The sequence below is a fragment of the Pseudomonas vranovensis DSM 16006 genome, assembly GCF_000425805.1.
In the GTDB taxonomy this organism is placed as follows: domain Bacteria; phylum Pseudomonadota; class Gammaproteobacteria; order Pseudomonadales; family Pseudomonadaceae; genus Aquipseudomonas; species Aquipseudomonas vranovensis.
This window is the reverse complement of record NZ_AUED01000003.1, coordinates 274,392-300,109: the sequence shown is the minus strand read 5'-3', so window position 1 is coordinate 300,109 and position 25,718 is coordinate 274,392. Positions and strand designations below refer to the sequence as shown.

Annotated in this window: 21 protein-coding genes; 8 read left to right on the top strand and 13 right to left on the bottom strand. The window is 62.7% G+C overall.

Annotation, left to right across the window (positions count from 1 at the left end):
• Positions 1-96 precede the first annotated feature (96 nt).
• The 10 genes from lysS to H621_RS0108310 all read right to left on the bottom strand — a co-directional run bounded on the left by lysS (position 97) and on the right by H621_RS0108310 (position 12,191).
• Positions 97-1,599 (bottom strand): lysine--tRNA ligase, encoded by a 1,503-nt coding sequence (gene lysS, locus H621_RS0108355; RefSeq protein ID WP_028942949.1) that lies wholly within the window; start codon positions 1,597-1,599, stop codon positions 97-99.
• Between the two features lie 107 nt (positions 1,600-1,706).
• A protein-coding gene (prfB, locus tag H621_RS28455; protein ID WP_105641187.1) for a peptide chain release factor 2 occupies positions 1,707-2,802 on the bottom strand; the annotation gives its coding sequence in 2 pieces (ribosomal slippage) (positions 1,707-2,729 and positions 2,731-2,802; 1,095 coding nt in all).
• Positions 2,803-2,904: 102 nt separating this feature from the next.
• Positions 2,905-3,909: a response regulator gene (locus tag H621_RS0108345; protein ID WP_028942947.1), complete on the bottom strand. Its 1,005-nt coding sequence runs from the start codon at positions 3,907-3,909 to the stop codon at positions 2,905-2,907.
• Positions 3,910-3,960: 51 nt separating this feature from the next.
• Positions 3,961-4,974 (bottom strand): chemotaxis response regulator protein-glutamate methylesterase, encoded by a 1,014-nt coding sequence (gene cheB, locus H621_RS0108340; protein WP_028942946.1) that lies wholly within the window; start codon positions 4,972-4,974, stop codon positions 3,961-3,963.
• A complete protein-coding gene (locus H621_RS0108335; RefSeq protein ID WP_028942945.1) occupies positions 4,971-7,262 on the bottom strand; it encodes a hybrid sensor histidine kinase/response regulator in 2,292 nt (763 codons plus the stop codon). The genes cheB and H621_RS0108335 overlap by 4 nt, the downstream gene beginning before the upstream one ends.
• Positions 7,259-7,921 (bottom strand): chemotaxis protein CheW, encoded by a 663-nt coding sequence (locus H621_RS0108330; protein WP_028942944.1) that lies wholly within the window; start codon positions 7,919-7,921, stop codon positions 7,259-7,261. Before H621_RS0108330 ends, H621_RS0108335 begins: the two co-directional genes overlap by 4 nt.
• The gene (locus H621_RS0108325) at positions 7,918-9,168 is read right to left on the bottom strand and encodes a CheR family methyltransferase (protein WP_028942943.1); all 1,251 of its coding nucleotides are present in this window, start codon (positions 9,166-9,168) and stop codon (positions 7,918-7,920) included. Before H621_RS0108325 ends, H621_RS0108330 begins: the two co-directional genes overlap by 4 nt.
• Positions 9,165-9,701: a chemotaxis protein CheW gene (locus tag H621_RS0108320; RefSeq protein ID WP_028942942.1), complete on the bottom strand. Its 537-nt coding sequence runs from the start codon at positions 9,699-9,701 to the stop codon at positions 9,165-9,167. The genes H621_RS0108325 and H621_RS0108320 overlap by 4 nt, the downstream gene beginning before the upstream one ends.
• A gap of 6 nt (positions 9,702-9,707) precedes the next feature.
• A complete protein-coding gene (locus H621_RS0108315; RefSeq protein WP_028942941.1) occupies positions 9,708-11,330 on the bottom strand; it encodes a methyl-accepting chemotaxis protein in 1,623 nt (540 codons plus the stop codon).
• 129 nt (positions 11,331-11,459) lie between these two features.
• Complete coding sequence (locus H621_RS0108310) at positions 11,460-12,191, bottom strand: tellurite resistance TerB family protein (protein ID WP_028942940.1); 732 nt, start codon at positions 12,189-12,191, stop codon at positions 11,460-11,462.
• A 216-nt stretch (positions 12,192-12,407) separates the two neighbouring features.
• Between H621_RS0108310 and ydcS the strand changes: the two genes are divergently transcribed.
• The 6 genes from ydcS (at position 12,408) to H621_RS0108280 (ending at position 19,719) form a co-directional block, all read left to right on the top strand.
• Positions 12,408-13,559, top strand: a complete 1,152-nt coding sequence (ydcS, locus tag H621_RS0108305) for a putative ABC transporter substrate-binding protein YdcS (protein WP_028942939.1) — start codon at positions 12,408-12,410, stop codon at positions 13,557-13,559.
• A 64-nt stretch (positions 13,560-13,623) separates the two neighbouring features.
• Positions 13,624-14,664 carry an ABC transporter ATP-binding protein gene (locus H621_RS0108300; protein ID WP_028942938.1) on the top strand — a complete coding sequence of 347 codons (1,041 nt, stop codon included), beginning with the start codon at positions 13,624-13,626 and terminating at the stop codon, positions 14,662-14,664.
• A gap of 1 nt (position 14,665) precedes the next feature.
• Positions 14,666-15,604: an ABC transporter permease gene (locus tag H621_RS0108295; protein WP_028942937.1), complete on the top strand. Its 939-nt coding sequence runs from the start codon at positions 14,666-14,668 to the stop codon at positions 15,602-15,604.
• A complete protein-coding gene (locus H621_RS0108290; RefSeq protein WP_028942936.1) occupies positions 15,594-16,400 on the top strand; it encodes an ABC transporter permease in 807 nt (268 codons plus the stop codon). Before H621_RS0108295 ends, H621_RS0108290 begins: the two co-directional genes overlap by 11 nt.
• A gap of 18 nt (positions 16,401-16,418) precedes the next feature.
• Complete coding sequence (locus H621_RS0108285; RefSeq protein ID WP_028942935.1) at positions 16,419-17,843, top strand: gamma-aminobutyraldehyde dehydrogenase; 1,425 nt, start codon at positions 16,419-16,421, stop codon at positions 17,841-17,843.
• A 13-nt stretch (positions 17,844-17,856) separates the two neighbouring features.
• Complete coding sequence (locus H621_RS0108280) at positions 17,857-19,719, top strand: NAD(P)-binding protein (protein ID WP_028942934.1); 1,863 nt, start codon at positions 17,857-17,859, stop codon at positions 19,717-19,719.
• A gap of 125 nt (positions 19,720-19,844) precedes the next feature.
• Here H621_RS0108280 and H621_RS0108275 read toward each other — a convergent pair whose 3' ends face one another.
• The 3 genes from H621_RS0108275 to H621_RS0108265 all read right to left on the bottom strand — a co-directional run bounded on the left by H621_RS0108275 (position 19,845) and on the right by H621_RS0108265 (position 23,374).
• Entirely contained in the window at positions 19,845-20,951 is a 1,107-nt protein-coding gene (locus tag H621_RS0108275; RefSeq protein WP_028942933.1) for an NADH:flavin oxidoreductase/NADH oxidase, read from the bottom strand.
• A gap of 116 nt (positions 20,952-21,067) precedes the next feature.
• Entirely contained in the window at positions 21,068-22,777 is a 1,710-nt protein-coding gene (recJ, locus tag H621_RS0108270) for a single-stranded-DNA-specific exonuclease RecJ (RefSeq protein WP_028942932.1), read from the bottom strand.
• Positions 22,778-22,831: 54 nt separating this feature from the next.
• Entirely contained in the window at positions 22,832-23,374 is a 543-nt protein-coding gene (locus tag H621_RS0108265; RefSeq protein WP_028942931.1) for a YaeQ family protein, read from the bottom strand.
• A 129-nt stretch (positions 23,375-23,503) separates the two neighbouring features.
• Here H621_RS0108265 and H621_RS0108260 point away from each other — a divergent pair, with 129 nt between their 5' ends.
• Positions 23,504-24,703 (top strand): CaiB/BaiF CoA transferase family protein, encoded by a 1,200-nt coding sequence (locus H621_RS0108260; protein ID WP_028942930.1) that lies wholly within the window; start codon positions 23,504-23,506, stop codon positions 24,701-24,703.
• 74 nt (positions 24,704-24,777) lie between these two features.
• Entirely contained in the window at positions 24,778-25,629 is an 852-nt protein-coding gene (locus H621_RS0108255; RefSeq protein WP_036989585.1) for a TIGR02285 family protein, read from the top strand.
• Positions 25,630-25,718: the final 89 nt, after the last annotated feature.

The following is a 25,718-nucleotide window of genomic DNA, read 5'->3' as shown; positions in this document are numbered from 1 at the left end:
AGTCACTGCTGGTTCTCTCCCCATGAATTGGATCCGATGGCTGCGTTTTCTACAGGCATGAAAAAGCCGCCTCGTGAGGCGGCTTGTTCAGAACGCTCAGGCCTGAGGACGCATGTGCGGGAACAGGATCACGTCGCGGATCGACGGCGAGTTGGTCAGCAGCATCACCAGGCGGTCGATACCGATACCTTCACCGGCGGTCGGCGGCATGCCGTACTCCAGCGCACGGACGAAGTCGGCGTCGTAGTGCATGGCTTCGTCGTCACCGGCGTCCTTGTCGGCCACCTGGGCCATGAAGCGCTCGGCCTGATCTTCCGCGTCGTTGAGCTCGGAGTAGGCGTTGGCGATCTCGCGGCCACCGATGAACAGTTCGAAGCGGTCGGTTACGTTCGGGTTCTCGTCATTGCGACGGGCCAGTGGCGACACCTCGAACGGGTACTGGGTAATGAAGTGCGGCTGCTCCAGCTTGTGCTCGACCAACTCTTCGAAAATCATCACCTGCAGCTTGCCCAGGCCTTCGAAGCCGAGGACCTTGGCACCGGCTTTCTTGGCGATTTCGCGGGCCTTGTCGATGTCGTTGAGATCGTCAGCGGTCAGTTCGGGGTTGTACTTGAGAATCGAGTCGAACACCGACAGGCGCACGAACGGCTCGCCGAAGTGGAACACCTTGTCGCCATACGGCACGTCGGTGCTGCCCAGGACCAACTGAGCGAGTTCGCGGAACAGCTCTTCGGTCAGGTCCATGTTGTCTTCGTAGTCGGCGTAGGCCTGGTAGAACTCGAGCATGGTGAACTCGGGGTTGTGCCGGGTCGAAACACCTTCGTTACGAAAGTTGCGGTTGATCTCGAAAACTTTCTCGAAACCACCGACCACCAGGCGCTTGAGGTAGAGCTCCGGCGCGATACGCAGGAACATGGCCATGTCCAGGGCGTTGTGGTGAGTCTCGAACGGCTTGGCTGCGGCACCACCGGGGATGGTCTGCAGCATCGGCGTTTCCACTTCCAGGAAGTCACGCTTGATCAGGAAGTTGCGGATATGGTTGATGACCTGCGAGCGCACGCGGAAGGTGTCGCGCACTTCTTCGTTGACCATCAGGTCGACGTAGCGCTGGCGGTAGCGCTGCTCGGTGTCGGTCAGGCCGTGGTGCTTGTCGGGCAGCGGGCGCAGCGACTTGGTCAGCAGGCGCACGTTAGTCATCTCGACGTACAGGTCACCCTTGCCGGAACGGGCCAGGGTACCTTCGGCGGCGATGATGTCGCCCAGGTCCCAGGTCTTGACCGCGGCCAGGGTTTCTTCTGGCAGGGTCTTGCGGTTGACGTAGACCTGGATGCGGCCGGTCATGTCCTGGATCACCATGAACGAGCCACGGTTGAGCATGATGCGGCCGGCAACCTTGACCGGAATCGCTGCAGCTTCCAGCTCTTCCTTGGTCTTGTCGACATACTGTTTCTGCAGGTCGTTGCAGTAGCTGTCACGGCGGAAGTCGTTGGGGAAGGCATTGCCCTTGGCACGCTCGGCTGCAAGCTTTTCCTTGCGCAGCGCGATCAGGGTGTTTTCTTCCTGTTGCAGGTCTTGCGGATCGAGTTTGAGGTCGCTCATGTCGTCACATTTTCCATCACGGGTTCATTGTCCCAGGCCGGGGCCGGGATCGCGGGGCAAGCCCGCTCCTACGCAGGAGCAGACTGCCCGCGGCATCTTTGTCGCGGTTACAGCCCCTGCTTGAGGCTGGCTTCCAGGTATTCGTCGATATCGCCGTCGAGCACCTTGTCGCAGTCGCTGCGCTCGATGTTGGTGCGCAGGTCCTTGATCCGCGAGGCGTCGAGCACGTACGAACGGATCTGGTGACCCCAGCCGATGTCCGACTTGCTGTCTTCCAGGGCCTGGGACGCGGCACTGCGTTTCTGCATTTCCAGCTCGTACAACTTGGCCCGCAGCATTTTCATGGCGGTGTCCTTGTTGGCGTGCTGGGAGCGTTCGTTCTGGCAGCTGACCACGGTGTTGGTCGGCACGTGGGTGATACGTACCGCCGAGTCGGTGGTGTTCACGTGCTGGCCACCGGCGCCCGAGGAGCGGTAGGTGTCGATGCGCAGGTCAGACGGGTTGATCTCGATCTCGACCTTGTCATCGATCTCGGGCGATACGAACACAGCCGAGAACGAGGTGTGGCGGCGGGCGCCGGAGTCGAACGGGCTCTTGCGCACCAACCGGTGCACGCCGATCTCGGTACGCAGCCAACCGAAGGCGTACTCGCCCTTGATGTGTACCGTGGCGCCCTTGATGCCGGCGACTTCGCCTTCGGACAGTTCCATGATGGTGGCGTCGAAGCCACGCTTGGCCGCCCAGCGCAGGTACATGCGCAGCAGGATGTTGGCCCAGTCCTGTGCCTCGGTGCCGCCGGAACCGGCCTGGATGTCCAGGTAGGCGTTGTTCATGTCCATTTCGCCGCTGAACATGCGACGGAATTCCAGCTTGGCGAGCGAGGCCTCAAGGCCTTCGAGCATCTCGACAACATCGTTGACGGCGCTTTCGTCGTCCTCTTCAACGGCCATGTCGAGCAGTTCGCGCGCATCGGTCAGGCCGCTGGACATCTCGTCCAGGGTCTCGACGATCTGTGCCAGCGCAGAACGTTCGCGGCCCAGTTCCTGGGCGTATTCGGGCTTGTTCCAGACGTTTGGATCTTCAAGCTCGCGGTTGACTTCGATCAGGCGCTCATGCTTTTGATCGTAGTCAAAGATACCCCCGAATTGATTCGGAACGCTCGGTCAGGTCCTTGATGGTATTCAGGATCGGGTTGATTTCCATGGTCGGCAGCTCTCGTGCGTATTCTGTAGAAAAGCCGCAGAGTATAACCGAGTATGTATCGGCACGGCAGCCCGTCGGGCGGCAGATCGCCGCCCCCACGGGTCAGGCTACGCCCACCTGGTTGCGGCCGTTGTTCTTGGCCAGGTACAGGCCTTTGTCTGCCGCCGAAATCAGCTGCCGGCAATGGCTGCCGATGCTCGGGGTGTAAGTGGCCAGGCCGATGCTCACGGTCAGGCTGGAGCCTGCATCGGGCATGTTGTGGGGAATCTGCATCGCCTCGACGCTCTGGCGCAGCTTTTCAGCCACCAGGCGCGCACCACCCGGCGACGTGTTCGGCAGCACCAGGGCGAACTCTTCGCCGCCGTAGCGGGCCGGCAGGTCGCTTGGGCGAGCACAGGAGTTGCGGATGGCCTCGGCCACCTTGCGCAGGGCTTCGTCACCGGCCAGGTGGCCGAAGTTGTCGTTGAACGACTTGAAGTAGTCGACGTCGATCATCAGCAAAGACAGCTGGGCCTGCTCACGCATGGCACGCCGCCACTCCAGTTCCAGGTACTCATCGAAATGACGCCGGTTGGAAAGCCCGGTCAAGCCGTCGGAGTTCATCAGGCGCTGCAGTACCAGATTGGTGTCGAGCAGCTGTTGCTGGCTGACACGCAGGGCACGATACGCCTCGTCGCGCTGCAGCAGGGTCATGTACGAACGTGAGTGGTAACGGATGCGCGCCACCAGTTCGATGTTGTCCGGCAACTTGACCAGGTAATCGTTGGCGCCCGCGGCAAAGGCGGCGCTTTTGACCAGCGGGTCTTCCTTGGTGGACAGGACGATGATCGGAATGTCCTGGGTGGCCGGGTTGTTGCGGTACTCGCGCACCAGGCTCAGGCCGTCCAGGCCAGGCATGATCAAGTCCTGGAGAATCACCGTGGGCTTGATCCGCATCGCCTGCGCCACCGCCTGGTGCGGGTCGGCACAGAAGTGGAAGTCGATGTTTTCTTCGTGAGCCAGGCCACGGCGCACCGCCTCCCCAATCATCGCCTGATCGTCGACCAACAGGACCATGGCCGAGTTTTCGTTCATGGTCGGAAAACCGTCGAGCGGTAAATCATTCATGCGCTGTCACCTGGTCACTGCCGGCAGGCCGGCGTGGCTCAATACATATCGTCATTTCGGAAAAATTTCCATCAATCGTGCAGCGATCCGCTCCAGTGGGCGTATCTCCACCGCAGCGTCTATCGCGGCCGCGGCTTTTGGCATGCCGTAGACGGCGCTGCTGTGTTGGTCCTGAGCAATGGTCAGGTAGCCTTGTTGGCGCATCAGCTTCAAGCCCTGGGCGCCATCGCGCCCCATGCCCGTCAGCAGCACGCCCACTGCGTCGCCACGCCAATAGCGGGCCACGCTTTCAAAAAATACGTCGATCGAAGGCCGGTAGATTTCATTGACCGGCTCTGCGGTGTAGGCCAGGGTGCCGTTTTTCAACAAGCGAATATGGTGATTGGTGCCGGCCAGCAACACCTGCCCCGGCTGTGGTGGCTCGCCTTCGCACGCCAGGCGAACCGACAGGCCCGAGGCGCTGCTCAGCCAGTCAGCCATACCGGCGGCGAACACCTGGTCAACATGCTGGACCAACACGATGGCGGCAGAAAAGTCACGGGGCAGCCCCTTGAGCAATATTTCCAGCGCGGCCGGGCCGCCGGCCGACGAGCCAATGGCAACCAGGCCCTGGCGCTGCGCAGACTCACGCAACGGCGCGGCCAATGGCCGCGGGGTGTTGTTGCGCTGCTGGCCGATCAACCAGCCGATGTTGAGGATTTTGCGCAACAGCGGCGCGGCCGCTTCCTTCGGATCGCCGGCACCCAGGGCCGGGGTATCGACCACATCCAGAGCGCCGTGCCCCATGGCCTCGAACACCCGGTGCACGTTCTGCTTGCGGTCTACCGTGACAATCACGATGGGACAGGGCGTCTCGGCCATGATCCGTCGAGTCGCCTCGACGCCATCCATGACCGGCATGATAAGGTCCATCAGAATCAGGTCCGGCAACTGCTCGGTGCATAGCCTCACTGCCTCGGCCCCGTCGCTGGCTACCCAGATGACCTGGTGTGCCGGTTCAAACGCCAACGCACGGCGCAAGGCCTCCACGGCCATGGGCATGTCGTTGACGATAGCGATCTTCATCCCTGGGCTCCCCCGATCAACTCGACCACTGCATCTAGCAAGGCATCATCGTGGAAACTGGCCTTTGCCAAATAGTAGTCGGCTCCAGCGTCCAGTCCACGACGACGATCTTCTTCTCTGTCTTTGTAGGAAACCACCATGACCGGTAGTGACTGCAGGCGACTGTCGCGGCGCAACAAGGTCACCAGTTCAATACCGTCCATGCGCGGCATGTCGATGTCGGTGATCAGCAGGTCGAAATCCTCGCTGCGCAAGGCATTCCAGCCGTCCATGCCATCGACCGCCACGGCGACGTCGTAACCTTTGTTGCTCAGCAGCTTGCGCTGCAGCTCGCGCACGGTGAGCGAGTCGTCGACGACCAGCACGCGCTTGCGCGCCGCCTCGCGGGTATTGCGCTGACCGCGCTCGATTCGCTCCAGGCGACCGGTGCTGAGCAGTTTGTCCACCGAACGCAGCAAGTCTTCGACATCGATGATCAGTACCACCGAGCCGTCATCCAGCAAGGCGCCGGCAGAAATGTCCTGAATCTTGCCGAGTCGCGCATCCAACGGCATCACCACCAGCACCCGCTCGCCGATCAGGCGCTCGACCGCTACGCCATAGAGCATCTCGCGCTCGCGAATGACCACCACCTTGATGGTCTGGCCATCCGTCTGGCTGGACGGACGGTTGAGCAACTGGCTGGCAGCAACCAGGCCGATATGACGCCCGTCATGCCAGAAATGCTGGCGCCCCTCGATCTGCACGATGGCCTCGGCCGGCAGCTCCAGGGTGCGCTCGATATGGGCCAGGGGGAAAGCGTAGGCCTCACCGCCGACTTCCACCACCAGGCTGCGCACCACCGAGAGCGTCAGCGGCACTTCGAGGTGAAAACAACTGCCCTGGCCTGTGGTCTGGGTCAGCTCGATGGAGCCACGCAGCTGACGCACCATGTGCTGCACAGCATCCAGGCCGACGCCACGCCCCGAGACCTCGGTGACCTGGTCGCGCAGGCTGAAGCCCGGCAGGAACAAGAACGTCAGCAATTCGGCTTCACTCATCTGCGCCACGGTTTCGGCCGGTGACAGCTGGCGTTCGACAATGCTGCGGCGTAGACGCTCAAGGTCAACGCCTCCACCGTCGTCGCTCAACTCCAGCACCAGCAGGCCGGCCTGGTGCGAGGCACGCAGGCGGATCTGCCCTTCCAGCGGCTTTCCGGCCAACAGCCGCCGCTCCGGCAGTTCGATACCATGATCGACCGCGTTGCGCAGCAGGTGCGTCAACGGCGCTTCAAGTTTTTCCAGTACATCGCGGTCGACCTGGGTCTTTTCGCCTTCGATGTCCAGCCGCACCTGCTTGCCCAGCGAACGCCCCAGGTCACGAACCATGCGGCTCTGACCCGTCAGCACATCGGCAAACGGACGCATGCGGCAGGCCAGGGCCGTGTCGTAGAGCAACTGCGCCCGTTGGCTGGCCTGCCAACCGAACTCATCAAGATCGGCAGCCTGCTGCAGCAACATCTGTTGGGTTTCGCCCAACAGTTGCTGGGCCTGGGCCAATGCCTCCCGAACTTCCGAGCTGTGGCCGCTGGCCTCAAGCTGGCTTTTGAGCCCGTCCAGGGCGCGAATGCTCTGGCCATGCATGCGCTTGAGGCGCTGCAGGGTGGCGAGGTAGGGCTTGAGCCGCTGGGTTTCGACCAGCGACTTGCTCGACAGATCGAGCAGGCTGTTCAGGCGCTCGGCCGTGACCCGCAGCACCCGCTCGCCCCCTTCACCGCCACGCATGCCCTTGGGCGCAGCCACAGGCTCAGGTTCGGGCTCGGTTTCAAGCGGCGGCACGAACAGAGCGTCGGTCATTGGCGGCAACGGAGCAGGCGGCGGCGCCTGCAGCGGTGCGGGCACCGCTGCGGCGGCCATTCCAGCAGGATCGAGCAAGCCCGCCATCTGCACCAGAAAGGCCTGTACCGCCGAATCGAGGGTAGGGTCCCCAGGGGTGGCGACACGCATCAACAGATCGGTGCCCTGCAACAAGGCATCGATATGCTCGGGGCGCAACAGCAGTCGACCTTCCTGGGCACCCACCAGGCAATCTTCCATTACATGGGCGACGCTGACACCGGCATCGACACCAACGATGCGCGCCGCCCCCTTGAGCGAGTGGGCTGCGCGCATGCAGGCTTCAAGCTGATCGGCCTGGGTCGGATTACGCTCCAAGGCCAGCAGCCCGGCACTGAGCACCTGGGTCTGGGCCTCGGCCTCCAGGCTGAACAGCTCGAGCAAGGAGGCATCGCGCATTTGCTCTGGTGTCATGAAAGGCTCCGGTTCACGGCAGACAGCACTTGTTCTTCGTCCAGTACCCGAACGCTGCGTCCGCGCCATTGCAGGACCGCTGCGGTAAAGCGTGCTTCACCCTGCTCGTGCACCACCCGCGCCGGGTCCAGGCCATGGATTCCATCCACTTCATCCACCCGTACCACCACCGAGCCTCCGGCTGCCGCGATGATCAACATGCGTGGCATGACCCGGGCCGAGGTGACGCCGTCGCCGAGCACCTCCAGGCCAAGCAGGTCTGCCAGCGACAAACACGGCACCAGGGAGCCGCGTACATTAGCCACGCCTTGCAGCATGCGTGCGCGCTGGTGCGGCAACGAATGCACCGGCTGCAGCGGCGCCACTTCGACCAGGCAACGGGTGGCCAGCGCCAGCCACTCCTCGCCCAGACGAAACAGAAGCATCGAGCGGCCAACACCCTCCTCCTGCACATGGACCTGCTCATGCACGGTCTGGCTGAGTGAGTAGCGATCCAACAACCGGGTTGCAGCGGTCGCGTATACGGCGCAGTTACGGCAGTGGACATGTTCGACCAGCAAAGGGCAGCTCTTGTCGCCCTGCACGCCGATACGGTTCCAGCAATCGTCGATGGCGGCGGCATCGGAGGCAACCAACTGCACATCATGCTCTCCCATCATTGTTCAGACTCCCGATCGGCCCGGCGTGCGGCGCGCTCCTGCAGGCGCCTGGCACCGGCGCTGTCGCCCTGGGAGGCCAATAACGCGGCCAGGTGCACCAGCGCCTCATGATGCTGTGGATCGAGGTACAACGCCTTGCGGTAATGATTCAACGCCTGCGCGCTGTCACCGGCGGTATCGCTGAGCAGGCCCAGCCAATAGAACACCTGGGCATTGGGCGGATAGAGCTGCAGGTAGCGTGCGCAGGCTGCGGTGGCCTCAGCACTGCTGCCGGCGTTGGCCAACCGGGCGATTTCTACCAACAGATCGGCGCCCGTATCGACAGGCGCAGGACGGGAAAGCGGTTTCGCTGGGGCGCTGGTGGCCCTGCGCACAGGTGGCGGCAACGGCCGGGAAAGGCTGACAGCCGGCGGCGCAACAACCGGCTTGCTGACGACCAGCGGCTCGACGGGCGCTTGGCGAACGTAGGCGAACGACTGGGCGATCCCCAGCGGCCGCATACCCATGCGCGCCAGCAGACTGCCCTCGGCCGGGCCGATGAACAGCACACCATGCTCATGGACCAGGCCCTTGAGCACCTCGAACACCCGCTGCTGGGTGGGCACGTCGAAATAGATCAGCAGGTTGCGGCAGAAGACAAAATCGTAGGCGCCTTCACGGGACTTCAACGCAGGATCGAGCACATTGCCCACTTGCAGATTGACCTGCCGGCGAACCCGTTCGTGCAGGCGTTGGCCGTCGCCGGACTCATCGAAATGCCGCTGGCGGAAATCCAGGTGCGAGCCGCGAAACGAGTTGCGCCCATACAGGGCGTGCTCGGCACGGGCGATCGAGTTGGGACTGATGTCTATCCCGTCGACCTGAAAGGCCTGCCCGGGGATTCCCGCATCGAGCAGGGCCATGGCAATGGAGTAAGGCTCCTCGCCCGTGGAGCATGGCAGACTGAGAATGCGCAACGGGCGCGTTCCAGCCAACTCCGCCAGGCGTTTGCTGGCGAGGCCTGCCAGTGCGGTGAACGATTCCGGGTAGCGGAAAAACCAGGTTTCCGGAACGATCACCGCCTCGATCAATGCCTGCTGCTCGTCCCGCGATTGCTGCAACTGCAGCCAGTAATCATCCAGGTCACGGGCATTGAGCGCCGTGCAGCGCTGGCGCAAGGCACGCTCGATCATTGGTGCGCCAACCGAGGCGACATCCAGGCCGATACGGTCCTGCAGGAAACGGAAGAAGCGCTGCTCGCTGCTCATCGAGGCTCCCACGCGTCAGGGGCCTGGGAGTCGGGCAACGGAAACAGCAACGCACGCACCTCGTCGTTGAGCAGGTCCTGGACACTGATGCGCTGCACCAGCCCCCGGGCATCCTCGCGCACCGGCCCCAGATAAGGCGCCTGATGATTGTCCAGCCCATAGGGCTGGAACTCCTCGGTGCGACAACGCAACGTGTCGGTGGCCTGTTCCAGAATCAACCCCAGCAGTAACTCCGGGCGCTGCGGGTCGACCCGGTAGTGCACCAGCACCAGGCGGGTACTGGTACGCACCGGGGCCGGCTGGCCGAAACTCAAGGCACCTACATCAATCACCGGCACCACTGCGCCACGATGGGTCAACACCCCGGCCACCCAGGCAGGTGTCTGGGCGATCGGCTTGAGCGGCAAGCGTGGCAACACTTCGGCGACTTCATGGGCATCGATGGCAAAACGCTGGTCGCCGACCCGGAACAACAGGTGCAGCGTTGCGTTGCTGGCCGCATCCTGGCGGCGGTGAACGTTAAGGTCGTCCATCGGCGGTCAGACTTTGAACCGCGAAACGCCGCCACGCAGCCCGGTCGCCACCTGGCTCAGCTCGTCGATGGCAAAGCTGGCCTGACGCAGCGACTCCACGGTCTGGCTACTGGCATCACCCAGTTGTACCAGGGCGTGATTGATCTGCTCGGCACCGGTGGCCTGGGCCTGCATGCCTTCGTTGACCATCAGCACGCGGGGTGCCAGGGCCTGGACCTGATGGATGATCTGGGTCAGTTGTTCGCCCACCTGCTGCACTTCGAACATGCCGCGGCGCACTTCTTCGGAGAACTTGTCCATGCCCATGACCCCGGCGGAAACCGCCGACTGGATCTCGCGGACCATTTGTTCGATGTCGTAGGTGGCCACGGCGGTCTGGTCGGCCAGGCGGCGCACTTCGGTCGCGACCACGGCAAATCCACGGCCATATTCGCCGGCCTTTTCCGCCTCGATGGCGGCGTTGAGCGACAGCAGGTTGGTCTGGTCGGCAACCTTGACGATGGTCACCACCACCTGGTTGATGTTGCCGGCCTTCTCGTTGAGGATCGCCAGCTTGTTGTTGACCAGGTCGGCTGCGCCCATCACCTGGTGCATGGTCTCTTCCATGCGTGCCAGGCCCTGCTGGCCGGAACCGGCCAGGATCGAGGCCTGGTCGGCGGCCGAGGTAACCTCGGTCATGGTCCGTACCAGGTCCCGGGAAGTGGCGGCAATTTCACGCGAGGTGGCGCCGATTTCCGTGGTGGTGGCGGCGGTCTCGGTGGCGGTGGCCTGCTGCTGCTTGGAAGTGGCGGCGATCTCGGTCACCGAGGTGGTGACCTGCACCGAGGAACGCTGGGCCTGGGAAACCAGGTTGGTCAGTTCGCCCATCATGTCGTTGAAGCCGGTTTCCACGGCACCGAACTCGTCCTTGCGGTCCAGCTTCATGCGCACGCTGAGGTCGCCGCTGCTGAGCTTGTCCAGGGCATGCACGATGCGCTGCATCGGTGCGGTGATGGCGCGCATCAGCAAAAGGCCGCAGATGGCGGCTGCGATGATCGCCAGGACGAGGGAAATGATCATGCTGAACTTGGCGGTGATCACCGCACTGACAATGGATTCGGCCGCCATTTCGGCCGACTTGCGGTTGTGCTCGATCACGCCGTTCAAGTGTTTGCGGCCCGCGATCCAGGCCGGGGTCAGCTCATTGTCGATCAACAGGCGGGCTTGGGCGAAGTCCTTGCGTGCGTAGGCGTCCAGCACTGCGTCGATGGACTTGTCATAGGCGCTTTCCAGACGTCCGAACTCATCGAAGCTGGCCTGGTCGCTCGGGTCCTGGATGGTTGCCTGGTAGCTGGCCATGTGCTGTTTTAGGCGATCGTCGAATTCCTTGTACTGCAGCTTGTCGGCTGCAGTGAGCTCGCGGTCGCCACTGAGCCCCACCAACTGTTGGGTCAACACATAACTGTCGACCCAGGCGCTGCGGATCATCGAGCTGTAGTAGACGCCCGGGATGCTGTCGGTGCGAACCGCTTCCTCGTCGGTCTCGATCGCCTCGAGGCGCGAATAAGCGGCAACCACCATCAACAGCATGATGGCGATTATCACGGCGAAACTTGCCAGGATCCGTTGGCGCAAGGTCCAGTTTTTCACAGTCAGCCCTCAAATATTCTACGCGCGCAGAAAAATGGGCAGAGTATAGCCCAGGTGTTACGCGGTTTTGCGGGCGACATTCGCACAGGTACCAGCCACCAGGTCGCCCTGGTGGCCATTAGCCCGGAATCATTGGTTGGCGGCCAGTTTCACCTGATTTTCAAGCTCGGTTTTAAGCGCTGGATCAAGCTTGAGCTGGCGAGCCAGTTCATCGAGATAGGCGCGCTCCATGAAGTGTTCCTCATCCACCAGCATCACGCTGGCGATGTACATCTCGGCAGCCATCTCCGGGGTTCTGGCAGCACGAGCCACATCGGCTGGGTCCAGCGGTTTGTTGAGCTCGTCGTGCAGCCAGTGCTGCAGCTCCTGGTCGCTGGAGAGCTTGACGAACTCGCCCTCGATCAGTGCCCGCTCGCGCTCGTCGACATGCCCGTCGGACTTGGCGGCGGCCACCAGTGCCTTGAGGATCGCCTGACTGTGCTGCTCGACCTGGGCAGGCGGCAGGCGATCCAGCGTTTGCGGTTCGACCTGGCTGGTAGCGCCCTGCTTGGCCTGCCAGTTGCCATAGGCCTTGTAGGCCAGTGCGCCGAGTGCCGCCAGGCCACCATAGGTCAGGGCCTTGCCGCCATACTTGCGGGCTTTCTTGTTGCCCATCAGCAAGCCCATTACGCCGGCAGCCAGTGCGCCACCGCCGGCGCCTGACAGCAGGCTGCCCAGGCCACCGCTGCCACCTTTACCGCCCAGCAGGTCGCCGAGCCCGCCGGCTGCGCCGGATTTGCCGGCAGGGGTTTTGCCTGACTGGTTCTGCAGCATGTCCTGGCCGGATTTGAGCAACTGATCGAGCAAGCCACGGGTGTTCATCGAGCATCTCCATGGGGAGGAAAGAAACCCCAAGAGTACTGCCGCTGGCTGAAGCGAAGCTGAATGCATTTGCTTCCAGATGTTGCTCGAAGCAGTCAAAAAACGACATGCCCGGATACGCCCCCGGGATGGACCCGAATATCGGCACTACGCTTATGGGGATGTGTCACTGCCGCCATGACTGCCTCGATCATAATTTGAACAAGAGGGAACACCATGTTCGTGAACAAGACCGCCACATTCTGTGCCTTGGGCACCGCCCTGCTGGCGAGCGCCAGCGTGCAGGCTGCAGAACTGCTCAAAGCCGTGGGGGCCGGCGAAGGCCAGTTGGATATCGTCGCCTGGCCCGGCTACATCGAGCGCGGTGAAAGCGACAAGGCCTATGACTGGGTCAGCGGCTTCGAGAAGGACACCGGCTGCAAGGTCAGCGTCAAGACTGCCGCCACTTCGGACGAAATGGTCAGCCTGATGACCAAGGGTGGCTACGACCTGGTGACTGCATCAGGCGACGCCTCGCTGCGTCTGATCGCCGGCAAGCGGGTACAACCGATCAACACGGCCCTGATTCCCAATTGGAAGAACCTCGACCCACGCCTGGCCAACGGGGCCTGGTACGTGGTGAACAAGCAGGCCTATGGCACCCCGTACCAGTGGGGCCCCAACGTACTGCTCTACAACACCAACGTCTTCAAGGAAGCACCCACCAGTTGGGGCGTGGTGTTCGAGCCGCAGAACCTGCCCGACGGCAAGCCGAACAAGGGCCGCGTACAGGCCTATGACGGCCCGATCTACATTGCCGATGCGGCGCTCTACCTGAAATCGGCCAAGCCCGAGCTGGGCATCCAGAACCCCTACGAACTCAACGAGACCCAGTACAAGGCGGTGCTTGACCTGTTGCGTCAGCAGCAACCGCTGGTCCACCGCTATTGGCACGATGCGACGGTCCAGATGAGCGACGTGAAGAACGAAGGGGTGGTGGCCACCAGCTCCTGGGGCTACATGGTCAATACCCTCAAGGCCGACAAGCAGCCGGTGAGTTCGACCATTCCCAAGGAAGGCGCCACCGGCTGGGCCGACACCACCATGCTGCATGCCGATGCCAAACACCCCAATTGCGCCTACAAGTGGATGGACTGGTCGCTGCAACCCAAGGTCCAGGGCGATGTGGCTGCCTGGTTCGGCTCGCTGCCAGCGGTACCGGCAGCGTGTACCGGCAGTGAGTTGCTGGGGGCAGAGGGCTGCAAGACCAATGGTTTTGACAACTTCGACAAGATCGCCTTCTGGAAGACACCACAGGCCGAGGGTGGCAAGTTCGTGCCCTATAGTCGCTGGACCCAGGACTACATTGCGATCATGGGTGGCCGTTAAGCCCCTATCGCCGGGCAAGTCGAGACATCGCCCCGCGAAAACGCGCAACTTTTCGGAGCACGCTATGACCCTTGCAGTCCAGTTCACCGAGGTATCACGCCACTTCGGCGAGGTGAAGGCCGTTGACCGGGTATCCATCGACATAGAAGACGGCGAGTTCTTCTCGATGCTCGGCCCCTCAGGCTCAGGCAAGACCACCTGCCTGCGCCTGATCGCAGGCTTCGAGCAGCCCAGCGCAGGCTCCATTCGCATTCACGGCGCCGAGGCCGCCGGCCTGCCGCCCTATCAGCGCGACGTCAATACGGTGTTCCAGGATTACGCCCTGTTCCCGCACATGAACGTGCGCGACAACGTCGCCTATGGCCTGAAGGTCAAGGGCGTCGCCAAGCAGGAGCGCTTGGCCCGCGCCGAGGAGGCCCTGGCCATGGTCGCCCTGGATGGCTACGGCCAGCGCAAGCCGGTGCAGTTGTCCGGCGGCCAGCGCCAGCGTGTGGCCCTGGCCCGGGCGCTGGTCAATCGCCCACGGGTATTGCTGCTCGACGAACCTCTCGGTGCCCTCGATTTGAAATTGCGCGAACAGATGCAGGGCGAGTTGAAAAAACTGCAGCGCCAGCTCGGCATTACCTTCATCTTCGTCACCCACGACCAGACCGAAGCCTTGTCGATGTCCGACCGGGTTGCCGTGTTCAACCGTGGCCGCATCGAGCAGGTCGATACGCCGCGCAACCTCTACATGAAGCCGGCCACCACCTTCGTCGCCGAATTCGTCGGCACCTCCAACGTGCTGCGCGGCGAGCTGGCCGTGCAGTTGAGCGGTAGCCCGCAGCCTTTCTCGATTCGCCCCGAACACATACGCCTGGGCGAACAACCTGCGACCAGCGATGACATCCAGGTCAGTGGCCTGCTGCACGACATCCAGTACCAGGGCAGTGCCACCCGCTACGAACTGAAACTGGACAGCGGCCAATTGCTTTGCGTCAGCCAGGCCAATAACCAATGGCAGGCGCAGACCGCTCCCTGGCAGACCGGCCAGCAACTGAAGGCCAGCTGGGCGCGCCAGGCCATGACAGCACTGCAGGAAACCGTGCTGCAGGAGGGGCCGTGACATGAGCCTGGACACCAGCGCCCAGGCCACATCGCCACTGCGGCGCTTCTCCAACCTGCTGTACCGGCGCCCCAATCTGTACCTGGCGCTGCTGTTGATTCCGCCGCTGATCTGGTTCGGCGCGATTTACCTGGGCTCGCTGCTGAGCCTGCTGTGGCAAGGTTTCTACACCTTCGACGACTTCACCATGGCGGTCAGCCCGGAACTGACCCTGGCCAACTTCGCCGCGCTGTTCAACCCCTCGAACTTCGACATCATCCTGCGCACCCTGAGCATGGCCATCGCCGTGTCCATCGCCAGCGCCATCCTGGCCTTCCCCATTGCCTACTACATGGCCCGCTACACCAGCGGCAAGACCAAGGCGTTTTTCTATATCGCGGTGATGATGCCGATGTGGGCCAGCTACATCGTCAAGGCCTATGCCTGGACACTGCTACTGGCCAAGGGCGGCGTGGCCCAGTGGTTCGTCCAGCACATGCACCTGGATTCGGTGCTGTTGTTCATCCTCGGTATTCCGGGAGTGGGCGGCAGCACCTTGTCGACCTCGCACCTGGGGCGCTTCCTGGTGTTCGTCTACATCTGGCTGCCATTCATGATCCTGCCGATCCAGGCCTCCCTGGAACGCTTGCCGCCCTCGCTGTTGCAAGCCTCGGCGGACCTGGGCGCCAAGCCACGGCAAACCTTCGTGCAGGTGATCCTGCCGCTGTCGGTGCCGGGAATTGCCGCGGGCTCCATCTTCACCTTCTCCCTGACCCTGGGCGATTTCATCGTGCCGCAGCTGGTCGGCCCCCCCGGTTACTTCATCGGCAGCATGGTCTACGCCCAGCAAGGCGCCATCGGCAACATGCCGATGGCCGCCGCGTTCACCCTGGTACCGATCGTGCTGATTGCCATCTACCTGTCCATCGTCAAACGCCTGGGGGCCTTCGATGCACTCTGAACGCGCGTCAATGGGGCTGCGCCTGGCGGCCTGGGGCGGGCTGGTGTTCCTGCACTTCCCGATCCTGATCATCTTCCTCTATGCCTTCAACACCGAAGATGCCGCCTTCAGCTTCCCGCCCCAGGGCTTCACCTTGAAGTGGTTCGGCGTGGCGTTCTCCCGGCCCGATGTGCTGGAGTCGATCAAACTGTCGCTGCAAGTGGCCTGCCTGGCCACGCTGATCGCCCTGGTGCTCGGCACCCTGGCCTCGGCTGCCTTGTACCGGCGCAACTTCTTCGGCAAGGAAAGCATCTCGCTGATGCTGATCCTGCCCATCGCCCTGCCCGGCATCATCACCGGTATCGCCCTGCTATCGGCCTTCAAGACCCTGGGAGTCGAGCCTGGCATCTTCACCATCGTGGTCGGCCACGCCACCTTCTGCGTGGTGATCGTCTACAACAACGTCATCGCCCGCCTGCGCCGTACCTCCCAGAACTTGATCGAAGCGTCGATGGACCTCGGTGCCGACGGCTGGCAGACCTTTCGCTACATCATCCTGCCCAACCTCGGTTCGGCCCTGCTGGCGGGTGGCATGCTGGCCTTTGCCCTGTCGTTCGATGAAATCATTGTCACCACCTTCACCGCCGGCCACGAACGAACCTTGCCGATCTGGTTGCTCAACCAGCTCAGCCGCCCACGGGATGTGCCGGTGACCAATGTGGTGGCCATGCTGGTGATGCTGGTGACCATGCTGCCCATTCTGGGCGCCTATTACCTGACCCGCGGCGGCGAAAGCGTTGCCGGCAGCGGCAAATAACGCCTGGAGGACTCAACGATGCAAACCCGACTGCTGATCAATGGCCAACTGGTGGCTGGCGATGGCCCGGCCTTGTCGGTACTGAACCCGGCCCTGGGCAGCGTGCTGGTGGACATCAACGAAGCCAGCGAGGCCCAGGTCGACGCGGCCGTGCGCACCGCCGACCACGCATTTGAAACCTGGTCGCAGACCACACCCAGAGACCGCTCATTGTTATTGCTGAAACTGGCGGACGCCATCGAGGCTCACGCTGAGGAACTGGCGCGCCTGGAGTCGGACAACTGCGGCAAGCCCTACGCTGCGGCGCTCAAGGACGAGATCCCGGCCATCGCCGACGTGTTCCGTTTCTTCGCCGGCGCCACACGCTGCCTGAGCGGCTCGGCGGCCGGTGAATACCTGCCGGGCCATACCTCGATGATCCGTCGCGACCCGCTGGGCGTGATCGCCTCGATTGCCCCCTGGAACTACCCGTTGATGATGGTCGCCTGGAAAATCGCCCCGGCGCTGGCCGCTGGCAACACGGTGGTGCTCAAACCTTCGGAGCAAACGCCGCTGACCGCGCTGCGCCTGGCCGAACTGGCTACCGACATATTTCCCCCGGGGGTGCTCAACATCCTCTTCGGCCGCGGCCCGAGCGTGGGCACCCCGCTGGTTACCCACCCGAAAGTGCGCATGGTCTCGCTGACCGGCTCCATCCCGACCGGAGCCAACATCATCGCCAGCACCGCCGACAGTGTGAAACGCATGCACATGGAACTGGGCGGCAAGGCGCCGGTGATCATCTTCGACGATGCCGATATCGATGCGGCCGTCGAAGGCATTCGCACCTTTGGCTTCTACAACGCCGGGCAAGATTGCACCGCGGCCTGCCGCCTCTACGTCCAAAGCGGCATCTACGAGCAGTTCGTGGAAAAGCTGGGCAAGGCTGTCGCCAGCCTCAAGCACGGCCTGCAGAACGACCCTGACACCGAGCTGGGCCCATTGATAACCGCGCAACATCGCGACCGGGTTGCCGCCATGGTCGAGCGCGCCATCGCCCAACCGCATATCCGCCTGGTGACTGGTGGCAAAGCAGTGCCGGGCGACGGTTACTTCTTCGAGCCGACGGTGCTGGCCGATGCCCAGCAGGATGACGAGATCGTGCAGCGCGAGGTCTTCGGCCCGGTGGTCTCGGTTACCCGCTTCGATGATGAAGCGCAGGCCCTGGCCTGGGCGAACGACTCCGACTACGGCCTGGCCTCGTCACTGTGGACGGCGGATGTCGGACGCGCCCATCGTGTTTCGGCACGCCTGCAATACGGTTGTACCTGGGTCAATACGCATTTTATGCTGGTCAGCGAAATGCCCCACGGCGGTCAGAAACTGTCTGGCTACGGCAAAGACATGTCCATGTACGGACTGGAAGACTACACCTGCATTCGGCATGTGATGTTCAAACACTAAGGTAAGGAAACCCATGGAAATTACCCGGCGCGACTTCATCAATGGAGTCGCCATCGGCATTGCAGCGGGCCTGACCCCGCTGCAACTGCTCCAGGCTGCCCAGGGCGGGCGCTACTATCCTCCGGCGCTGACCGGCTTGCGTGGTAGCCACGTCGGCGCCTTTGAAGTCGCGCACCAGATGGGCTGGGAGAAAAAAGCCTTCGCCACCGATGCCCTGCCGATCAGCGAGACCTATGACCTGGTGGTGGTCGGCGGCGGCATCAGTGGGCTGTCGGCGGCGTATTTCTATCGCCAGAAGCACCCCCAGGCAAAGATTCTGATCCTGGAAAACCACGACGACTTCGGTGGCCATGCCAAGCGCAACGAGTTCACTGCCGGCGGACGGATGATCATCGGCTATGGCGGCAGTGAAGCCTTCCAGTCACCCAACCACCTGTACAGCGCCGAGGTCAATGGCCTGCTCAAAGACCTTGGGGTAGACATCAAGCGCTTTGAAACCGCCTTCGATCGCAGCTTCTACCCGGACCTTGGACTTTCGCGCGGGGTGTTTTTCGACAAGGAGCATTTTGGCGAAGACAAACTGGTGACCGGTGACCCAACCCCCATGGTCGCCGACGATATAGCCCCCGAGCAGCTCAATGCCCGCACGGTGCGCGACTTCATCAACGACTTTCCCTTGTCCGACAGCGACCGCAAGGCTCTGGTCGACCTGCACGAAGCGCCCCGGGACTACCTCGCCGGCAAGTCCCAGGACGAAAAGACCGCCTACCTGGAGCGCACCAGCTACCAGGACTTCCTGCTCAAGGACGTCGGCCTGTCGCCCGTGGCGGTAAAGTACTTCCAGGGGCGCACCAACGATTTCATGGCCCTGAGCATCGATACCGTCGCCGCCGCCGATGCCTATTACGTTGGCTTCCCAGGCTTTGCCGCCATGGACCTGGAGCCGATCAGCGAAGAAGCCAGGGCCGAAATGGAAGAGCCCTACATCTATCACTTCCCTGATGGCAACGCCTCACTGGCGCGCCTGCTGGTGCGCAACCTGATACCTGGTGTCGCGCCGGGCACCGGCATGGAAGACATTGTCCTGGCCAACTTCGACTACAGCCAACTCGACCGCGCAGGCCAGCCAGTACGCCTGCGCCTGAACAGCACCGCAGTCAGCGTGCGCAATCAGGACGGCGCGGTGAATGTCGGCTACAGCCAGGGCGGAAAACTGACCCAGGTCCGCGGCAAGCACTGCATCCTGGCCTGCTACAACATGATGATCCCCTACCTGCTTCGCGACCTGTCGGTTGAACAGGCCCATGCCTTGAGCCAGAACGTGAAGTTCCCGCTGGTGTACACCAAGGTGATCGTGCGCAACTGGCAGGCCTTCAAGAAGCTTCGTGTACACGAGATCTATGCCGCGACCCAGCCCTATAGCCGCATCAAGCTGGATTACCCGGTAAGCATGGGTGGCTATGAGCACCCCCGCGATCCGGCGCAGCCCATTGGCCTGCACATGGTCTACGTACCCACCAGCCCCGACAGCAAGATGAACGGTCGCGACCAGGCACGCGCCGGGCGTGCACGGTTGTACGGCACCCCATTTGAAACCCTGGAGAGCCAACTGCGCGAGCAGTTGCAGCGCATGCTGGGACCTGGCGGTTTCGACCACCAACAGGACATCCTGGCAATCACCGTCAACCGTTGGCCACACGGCTATGCCTGCTTCACCAACACCCTCTATGACGACCCCGAGCAGACCGAACAATGGATGGAACTGGCGCGCAAGCCCGTGGGCAAGGTGAGCATCGCCAACTCCGATGCGGCCTGGAGTGCGTATGCCCATGCGGCCATTGACGAAGCCTGGCGCGCGGTAGGTGAGCTGGCGTAGTACGGAATCAACTGCCTTGCATAGAACCTGTGGGAGCGGGCTTGCCCTCGATCAGCCGCAGAGCGGCCGTATGTAATCCTGGCCCTCATCGCTGGCAAGCTGCCGCCCACAGGTGTCCAACCCCTTCAATCGCGCAGGTCAGACTCGTGAATCGGGTTGGCCCGGCTGGTCGCCCGCTGGTACTGGGCCGGCCAGGTGGCTTTGTTGCCCCCCAGGTCGTCATCGGCATGCAAGGGCCAGTACGGGTCACGCAGCAGTTCCCGAGCCAGGAAGATGATATCGGCCTGGGCCGTACGCAAGATGGTTTCGGCCTGCATCGGGTCGGTGATCATCCCAACCGTGCCGGTGGCGATCCCCGACTCCTCCCGCACCTTCGCCGCAAACTGGGTCTGGTACCCAGGCCCCGTGGGAATTTCGGCATTCACCGACGTCCCGCCGGACGATACATCGATCAAGTCCACACCCAGCTTTCTCAAGCGCTTGGCCAGCTCGACGGTTTCGTCCGGATTCCAGCCATCCTCGACCCAATCAGTGGCCGACAGCCGCACGAACACCGGCAACTCTTCCGGCCAGACCTCACGCACAGCCTCGGTCACCTGCAAGGTCAGGCGAACACGATTGTCAAAGCAGCTGCCGTACTCGTCACGGCGCTGGTTGCTCAGCGGCGAAAGAAACTGATGCAGTAGATAGCCATGCGCCGCATGCACCTCGACCACTTTGAAGCCAGCTTTCAACGCGCGATGCGCCGCATCGACAAAGGCCTGGATCACCTCGTCGATCTGCGCCTTGGTCATCTCGACAGGTGCGGTGTGCTGCGGATCGAAAGCAATTTTCGATGGCCCGATCGGAACCCAGCCACCCTCTTCCGGCTTGACGCTGCCCTGCTTGCCCAACCAGGGTCGATAGGTACTGGCCTTGCGCCCGGCATGGGCCAGTTGAATGCCAGGCACGGCACCCTGGGCCGTAATGAAGCGGGTAATGCGTTGCAGCGCCGGAATTTGGGCGTCGTCCCACAGGCCCAAGTCCTGGGCAGTGATCCGTCCGTCGGCAGTCACCGCCGTGGCTTCGGTGAAGATCAACCCGGCGCCCCCGACCGCGCGGCTACCCAAGTGAACCAGGTGCCAGTCATTGGCCAGGCCATCGACACTGGAATACTGGCACATGGGTGAAACGGCGATTCGGTTGGGCAGGGTCAGATGGCGCAGGGTGTAGGGCTCAAGCAGCAGGCTCATGGGGCACCTCTCAAATCAAGTGGTAAGGCTCCAGATGGTTGACCGGCCGACTACAGAATCTTCCCCGCAGGTTCTTCGACCAATCCTACTGAGCCTAGACCACTTTGCCCCTGGCCTCAGCGCGGCTCCATGTGCGCGATCATCAGTTGCACGCTTTCCTGGCCGCGGAATTCGTTGACGTCGAGCTTGTAGGCAAGCTCCACCCAACGAACCGTCGGGTTAGGCCAGACATCACGATCCACACCAAAGGCGATGCCATCGAGACGGACCGAGCCGCACTCGCTCTTGAGCACCACCTTCAAGTGTCGCTCACCCACCACTCGCTGTTCGACCAGCTGGAACACGCCATGAAACAGCGGCTCAGGGAAGTGCTGGCCCCAAGGGCCGGCTTGACGCAGGGCGCGGGCCAACTCCAGGTGAAACTCTTCGACGGCCAGGGTGCCGTCCGACAGCAGACGCCCGGTCAGGTCATCTTCTTGTAGTTGGCGACGAACTTCTTCATCGAACGCCTGGGCGAATGCCGGAAAGTTGTCGGCGGGCAGTGACAACCCGGCGGCCATGGCGTGGCCGCCGAACTTGCTGATCAACTGCGGATAACGCGCCGCCACCGCATCCAGTGCGTCGCGAATATGAAAACCGGGCACCGAACGCGCCGACCCCTTGAGCATGCCCTCGCCTGCGTCGGCAAAAGCGATGGTAGGCCGGTGATAGCGCTCCTTGAGGCGCGAGGCCAGGATACCGATCACTCCCTGGTGCCAGTCCGGCTCGAACAGGCACAAGCCAAACGGCATCGACTCCAGCGGCAGGTCCTTGAGCTGGGCCAGCGCCTCGCGTTGCATGCCCTGCTCGATAGACTTGCGATCCTGATTGAGATCGTCCAGTTGCCCGGCCATTTCCCGGGCCAGGCCAGGGTCGTCGCTGAGCAGGCATTCGATACCCAGGCTCATGTCATCCAGACGCCCGGCGGCGTTGAGGCGGGGGCCGAGGATAAAGCCAAGGTCCGTGGAGGTGATGCGGGCATGATCGCGCCGCGCCACTTCCAGAATCGCCTTGAGCCCTGGACGGGCGCGCCCGGCACGGATCCGCTCCAGCCCCTGATGCACCAGGATGCGGTTGTTGGCATCCAGTGGTACCACGTCGGCCACACTGCCCAGGGCCACCAGGTCGAGCAACTCACCGATGTTCGGCTGCGGCCGGCTGTCGTAGTGACCCAGGCTGCGCAAGCGTGCGCGCAACGCCATCAGCACGTAGAAGATCACCCCCACTCCGGCCAGGGCCTTGCTGGCAAAGGTACAGCCCGGCTGGTTGGGGTTGACGATGGCATCGGCGGCAGGCAGCTCGTTGCCAGGCAAATGGTGATCGGTCACCAACACCTTGAGCCCGGCGGCCTTGGCTGCGGCCACGCCTTCGACGCTGGAGATACCGTTATCCACGGTAATCAACAGCTGTGGCTGGCGCTCCAGGGCCACCTGAACGATTTCCGGGGTCAGGCCGTAGCCGTACTCGAAACGATTGGGAACCAGGTAATCGACATGGGCAGCGCCCAGCAGGCGCAAGCCCAGCACGCCAACGGTGCTGGCCGTCGCGCCATCGGCATCGAAGTCACCGACGATCAGGATGCGCTGGCGCTGCGTCAGCGCCTCGATCAGCAGGTCGACCGCCACCTCGATACCCTTGAGCTGCTGGTAAGGCAGCAGGCGCGCCAGGCTCTTGTCCAGTTCATCGGCCGATTGCACGCCGCGCGCGGCATACAGGCGAGTCAGCAAGGGCGGCAGATCACCAAGAAACGGCAAGGTGGAGGGCAGCGGGCGGGGTTCGATGCGCATGGGGCGAAGGGGCTTCTCGTGAATCAGGAGTGGACGGCTGTGTGCGAGGCGGCCTTAGCCGCGATCACCCAGGAGCCATTCGAGCTGGACTTCGTGCTGGCCGCGATCATCGGTGACGAAGATCGTGCCTTCACTGATCATCACATCCCACTTGATCGAACGTGGCATGTCGGTGGCCAGGGTCTCGAGGACGTCCTGGGGCACGGCGGCGATATTAAGGTTCTTCAGGCCCTTGACCGCACCGACCACCTTGGTCTCCCACACCCGCAGGCTGCCGTAGGCGAGCAGGCTGGTGCGCTCAGTGCGGCGCGAGCACCAGGTCAAGCGCTCGGCATCGGGTTGACCGACCTCGATCCAGTGCAGGATGCGGTCGTCCAGGCTCTTTTCCCACAGTGCAGCCTCGTCCACATCCGACAGACCACGTCCGAACGACAGCTGCTCGTTGTACCACAGGGCGTAAGCCAACAAGCGTACGGCCATGCGCTCTTCGGTTTCCGAAGGATGGCGGGCAATGGTTTGCTTGACGCTTTCGTACACACCGCGATCGAGATCGGTGAGGTTCAGTTCAAATTTGTAGGTCGTGGACGGCTGGGCCATGGTGAGCATCTTGCGGCAAGAAAAGTCGCCCAGTCTAACCGATCCTGGCAATCCTTGCCCCGCAGCAGTATCTGAGCGCGCCTGCGTATGATAAAAACGGGGGCTCTGACCTGCCGCCACGGATGCCCCATGTCTACGCCCAGCAAACCTCTCGCCGGCCTCAAAGTCATCGAACTCGGCACCCTGATCGCCGGTCCGTTCGCCTCGCGCATCTGCGCCGAATTCGGTGCCCAGGTGATCAAGATCGAGTCCCCCGACGGCGGCGACCCGTTGCGAAAATGGCGCAAGCTGTATGAGGGCACATCGCTGTGGTGGTTCGTCCAGGCCCGCAACAAGCAGTCATTGACGCTCAACCTCAAGCACCCTGAAGGGATCGAGATCCTCAAGAAGCTGTTGGCCGACGCCGATATCCTGATCGAGAACTTTCGTCCCGGCGTGCTGGAAAAACTCGGCCTGGGCTGGGAGACCCTGCACGCGCTGAACCCGAAACTGGTGATGGTACGCCTGTCGGGTTTCGGCCAGACCGGCCCGATGAAGGACCAGCCCGGCTTTGGTGCCGTAGGCGAGTCCATGGGCGGGCTGCGCTACATCACCGGTTTCGAGGATCGCCCGCCGGTACGCACGGGGATCTCCATCGGCGACTCGATTGCAGCGCTGTGGGGCGTGATTGGTGCGTTGATGGCCTTGCGTCATCGAGAGGTCAACGGCGGTGAAGGCCAGGTGGTGGATGTCGCCTTGTACGAGGCGATCTTCGCCATGATGGAGAGCATGGTGCCGGAGTTCGACGTGTTCGGCTTTATCCGCGAGCGCACTGGCAATATCATGCCCGGGATCACGCCCTCCTCGATCCATACCAGTGCCGATGGCAAGCACGTGCAGATCGGCGCCAACGGCGATGCAATCTTCAAGCGTTTCATGCAGGCCATTGGCCGCCCGGACCTGGCGGACGATCCGCAACTGGCCAGCAACGATGGTCGCGACTTGCGCCGCGACGAGTTGTACGGGGTGATCGACCGCTGGGCCCACACCCTGCCGCTGGATGACCTGATGCAAGTGCTCAACGACGCCCAGGTGCCGGCCAGCCGTATCTACAGCGCCGAAGACATGTTCAGCGACCCGCAGTTCCTTGCCCGCGAAATGTTCCTGCAGGCCAAACTGCCGGACGGCAAGCCCTTCAAGATGCCTGGCATCGTACCCAAGCTGTCGCAGACGCCAGGTTCCAGCGAGTGGGTGGGGCCGGAGCTTGGCGCCCATACCGAGCAGCTGCTCGGTGAGTTGGGCTACGACGCCCTGCGAATCGCTCGCTTGCGTGAACAAGGGGCTGTCTAGACCACCGTGCTCAACCCTGCTCCCGGCTCGACGGCGGAGACTCGCAAATGATCAAGTGCAGGCACCGCACCTTAATGGCGATGCTGCTGTGCAGCCTGCTGGGCAGTAGCCTTCCGGGCGTTGTCTGGGCCAAGGAACGGTTGATATGGCTACTGCGCGACCTGCCCCCGCTGACCATTTACGAAGGCGAGCGCAAAGGCCAGGGCGTGATCGACCAACTGCTGCCCATGCTGATCGAGAACATGCCCGAATACGATCACAGCATCGTCCGGGTCAACCGCGCACGCGGCATACAGATGCTGCAGGAGCGCAGTTTCACCTGTGATCCAACCCTGCTGTGGACGGCCGACCGTGCCCGCTACGTGTACTATTCTGTGCCTAGCCTGGGCATGCTCAGCAGCGGCCTCGTCGCTCGCCAGCACGATCAGGCACTATTGGCGCCCTTCATCAAGGATCAGCAGATAGACCTGCAAGCGGTACTCAGCAGCACCTCACTCAAGCTGGGTGTCGTCGCCGAACGCAGCTACAGCCCCCCGGTCGATGCCCTGCTCAAGACGCTGCCCAGCAATACGCTCAGTCGCCATTACGGCAATGATGCGGCCACCAACCTGCTGCAAATGCAACAGCGCGGACGCCTGCAGCTATTGCTCGGCTATTGGCCCGAGGTCCGCTACATGCTTGCGCAACAAGGTTGGTCGGCAGATGACTATCGGTTCTATCCGCTCAAGGGCGCGGCCCCCTATCAGTTCATCCATGTAGGATGCTCCGATACACCGCTGGGTCGTGAAGCCGTCACCCATATCGATCAACTCCTGCAGCCTCTGCGTCGCACTGTCCTGCCCAGGCTTTATGCCCAGTGGCTGGACCCTGACCTGCGCGAGCACTACCTGCAGGACAGCCAGCAGTTTTTCAACGATCAGCCTTGAGCCTTGTCAGTTGCCACGCCGACAGGGGTATCTGCATATCCGGCGTGACCTCGTGGCGCAGCAGTGCTTCACTTGGCAAAGAACATCGA

What these genes read in the sequence shown, in the direction of transcription:
- H621_RS0108285 (WP_028942935.1), top strand. Translation starts at nt 16,419, where the DNA reads ATGCAAACCCGACTGCTGATCAATGGCCAACTGGTGGCTGGCGATGGC.
- H621_RS0108280 (WP_028942934.1), top strand. Translation starts at nt 17,857, where the DNA reads ATGGAAATTACCCGGCGCGACTTCATCAATGGAGTCGCCATCGGCATT.
- lysS (WP_028942949.1), bottom strand. Translation starts at nt 1,599, where the DNA reads ATGAGCGACCTCAAACTCGATCCGCAAGACCTGCAACAGGAAGAAAAC.
- H621_RS0108275 (WP_028942933.1), bottom strand. Translation starts at nt 20,951, where the DNA reads ATGAGCCTGCTGCTTGAGCCCTACACCCTGCGCCATCTGACCCTGCCC.
- H621_RS0108330 (WP_028942944.1), bottom strand. Translation starts at nt 7,921, where the DNA reads ATGATGGGAGAGCATGATGTGCAGTTGGTTGCCTCCGATGCCGCCGCC.
- H621_RS0108310 (WP_028942940.1), bottom strand. Translation starts at nt 12,191, where the DNA reads ATGAACACCCGTGGCTTGCTCGATCAGTTGCTCAAATCCGGCCAGGAC.
- H621_RS0108320 (WP_028942942.1), bottom strand. Translation starts at nt 9,701, where the DNA reads ATGGACGACCTTAACGTTCACCGCCGCCAGGATGCGGCCAGCAACGCA.
- H621_RS0108290 (WP_028942936.1), top strand. Translation starts at nt 15,594, where the DNA reads ATGCACTCTGAACGCGCGTCAATGGGGCTGCGCCTGGCGGCCTGGGGC.
- H621_RS0108335 (WP_028942945.1), bottom strand. Translation starts at nt 7,262, where the DNA reads ATGACACCAGAGCAAATGCGCGATGCCTCCTTGCTCGAGCTGTTCAGC.
- H621_RS0108265 (WP_028942931.1), bottom strand. Translation starts at nt 23,374, where the DNA reads ATGGCCCAGCCGTCCACGACCTACAAATTTGAACTGAACCTCACCGAT.
- H621_RS0108260 (WP_028942930.1), top strand. Translation starts at nt 23,504, where the DNA reads ATGTCTACGCCCAGCAAACCTCTCGCCGGCCTCAAAGTCATCGAACTC.
- H621_RS0108325 (WP_028942943.1), bottom strand. Translation starts at nt 9,168, where the DNA reads ATGAGCAGCGAGCAGCGCTTCTTCCGTTTCCTGCAGGACCGTATCGGC.
- H621_RS0108295 (WP_028942937.1), top strand. Translation starts at nt 14,666, where the DNA reads ATGAGCCTGGACACCAGCGCCCAGGCCACATCGCCACTGCGGCGCTTC.
- ydcS (WP_028942939.1), top strand. Translation starts at nt 12,408, where the DNA reads ATGTTCGTGAACAAGACCGCCACATTCTGTGCCTTGGGCACCGCCCTG.
- recJ (WP_028942932.1), bottom strand. Translation starts at nt 22,777, where the DNA reads ATGCGCATCGAACCCCGCCCGCTGCCCTCCACCTTGCCGTTTCTTGGT.
- cheB (WP_028942946.1), bottom strand. Translation starts at nt 4,974, where the DNA reads ATGAAGATCGCTATCGTCAACGACATGCCCATGGCCGTGGAGGCCTTG.
- H621_RS0108345 (WP_028942947.1), bottom strand. Translation starts at nt 3,909, where the DNA reads ATGAATGATTTACCGCTCGACGGTTTTCCGACCATGAACGAAAACTCG.
- H621_RS0108300 (WP_028942938.1), top strand. Translation starts at nt 13,624, where the DNA reads ATGACCCTTGCAGTCCAGTTCACCGAGGTATCACGCCACTTCGGCGAG.
- H621_RS0108255 (WP_036989585.1), top strand. Translation starts at nt 24,778, where the DNA reads ATGGCGATGCTGCTGTGCAGCCTGCTGGGCAGTAGCCTTCCGGGCGTT.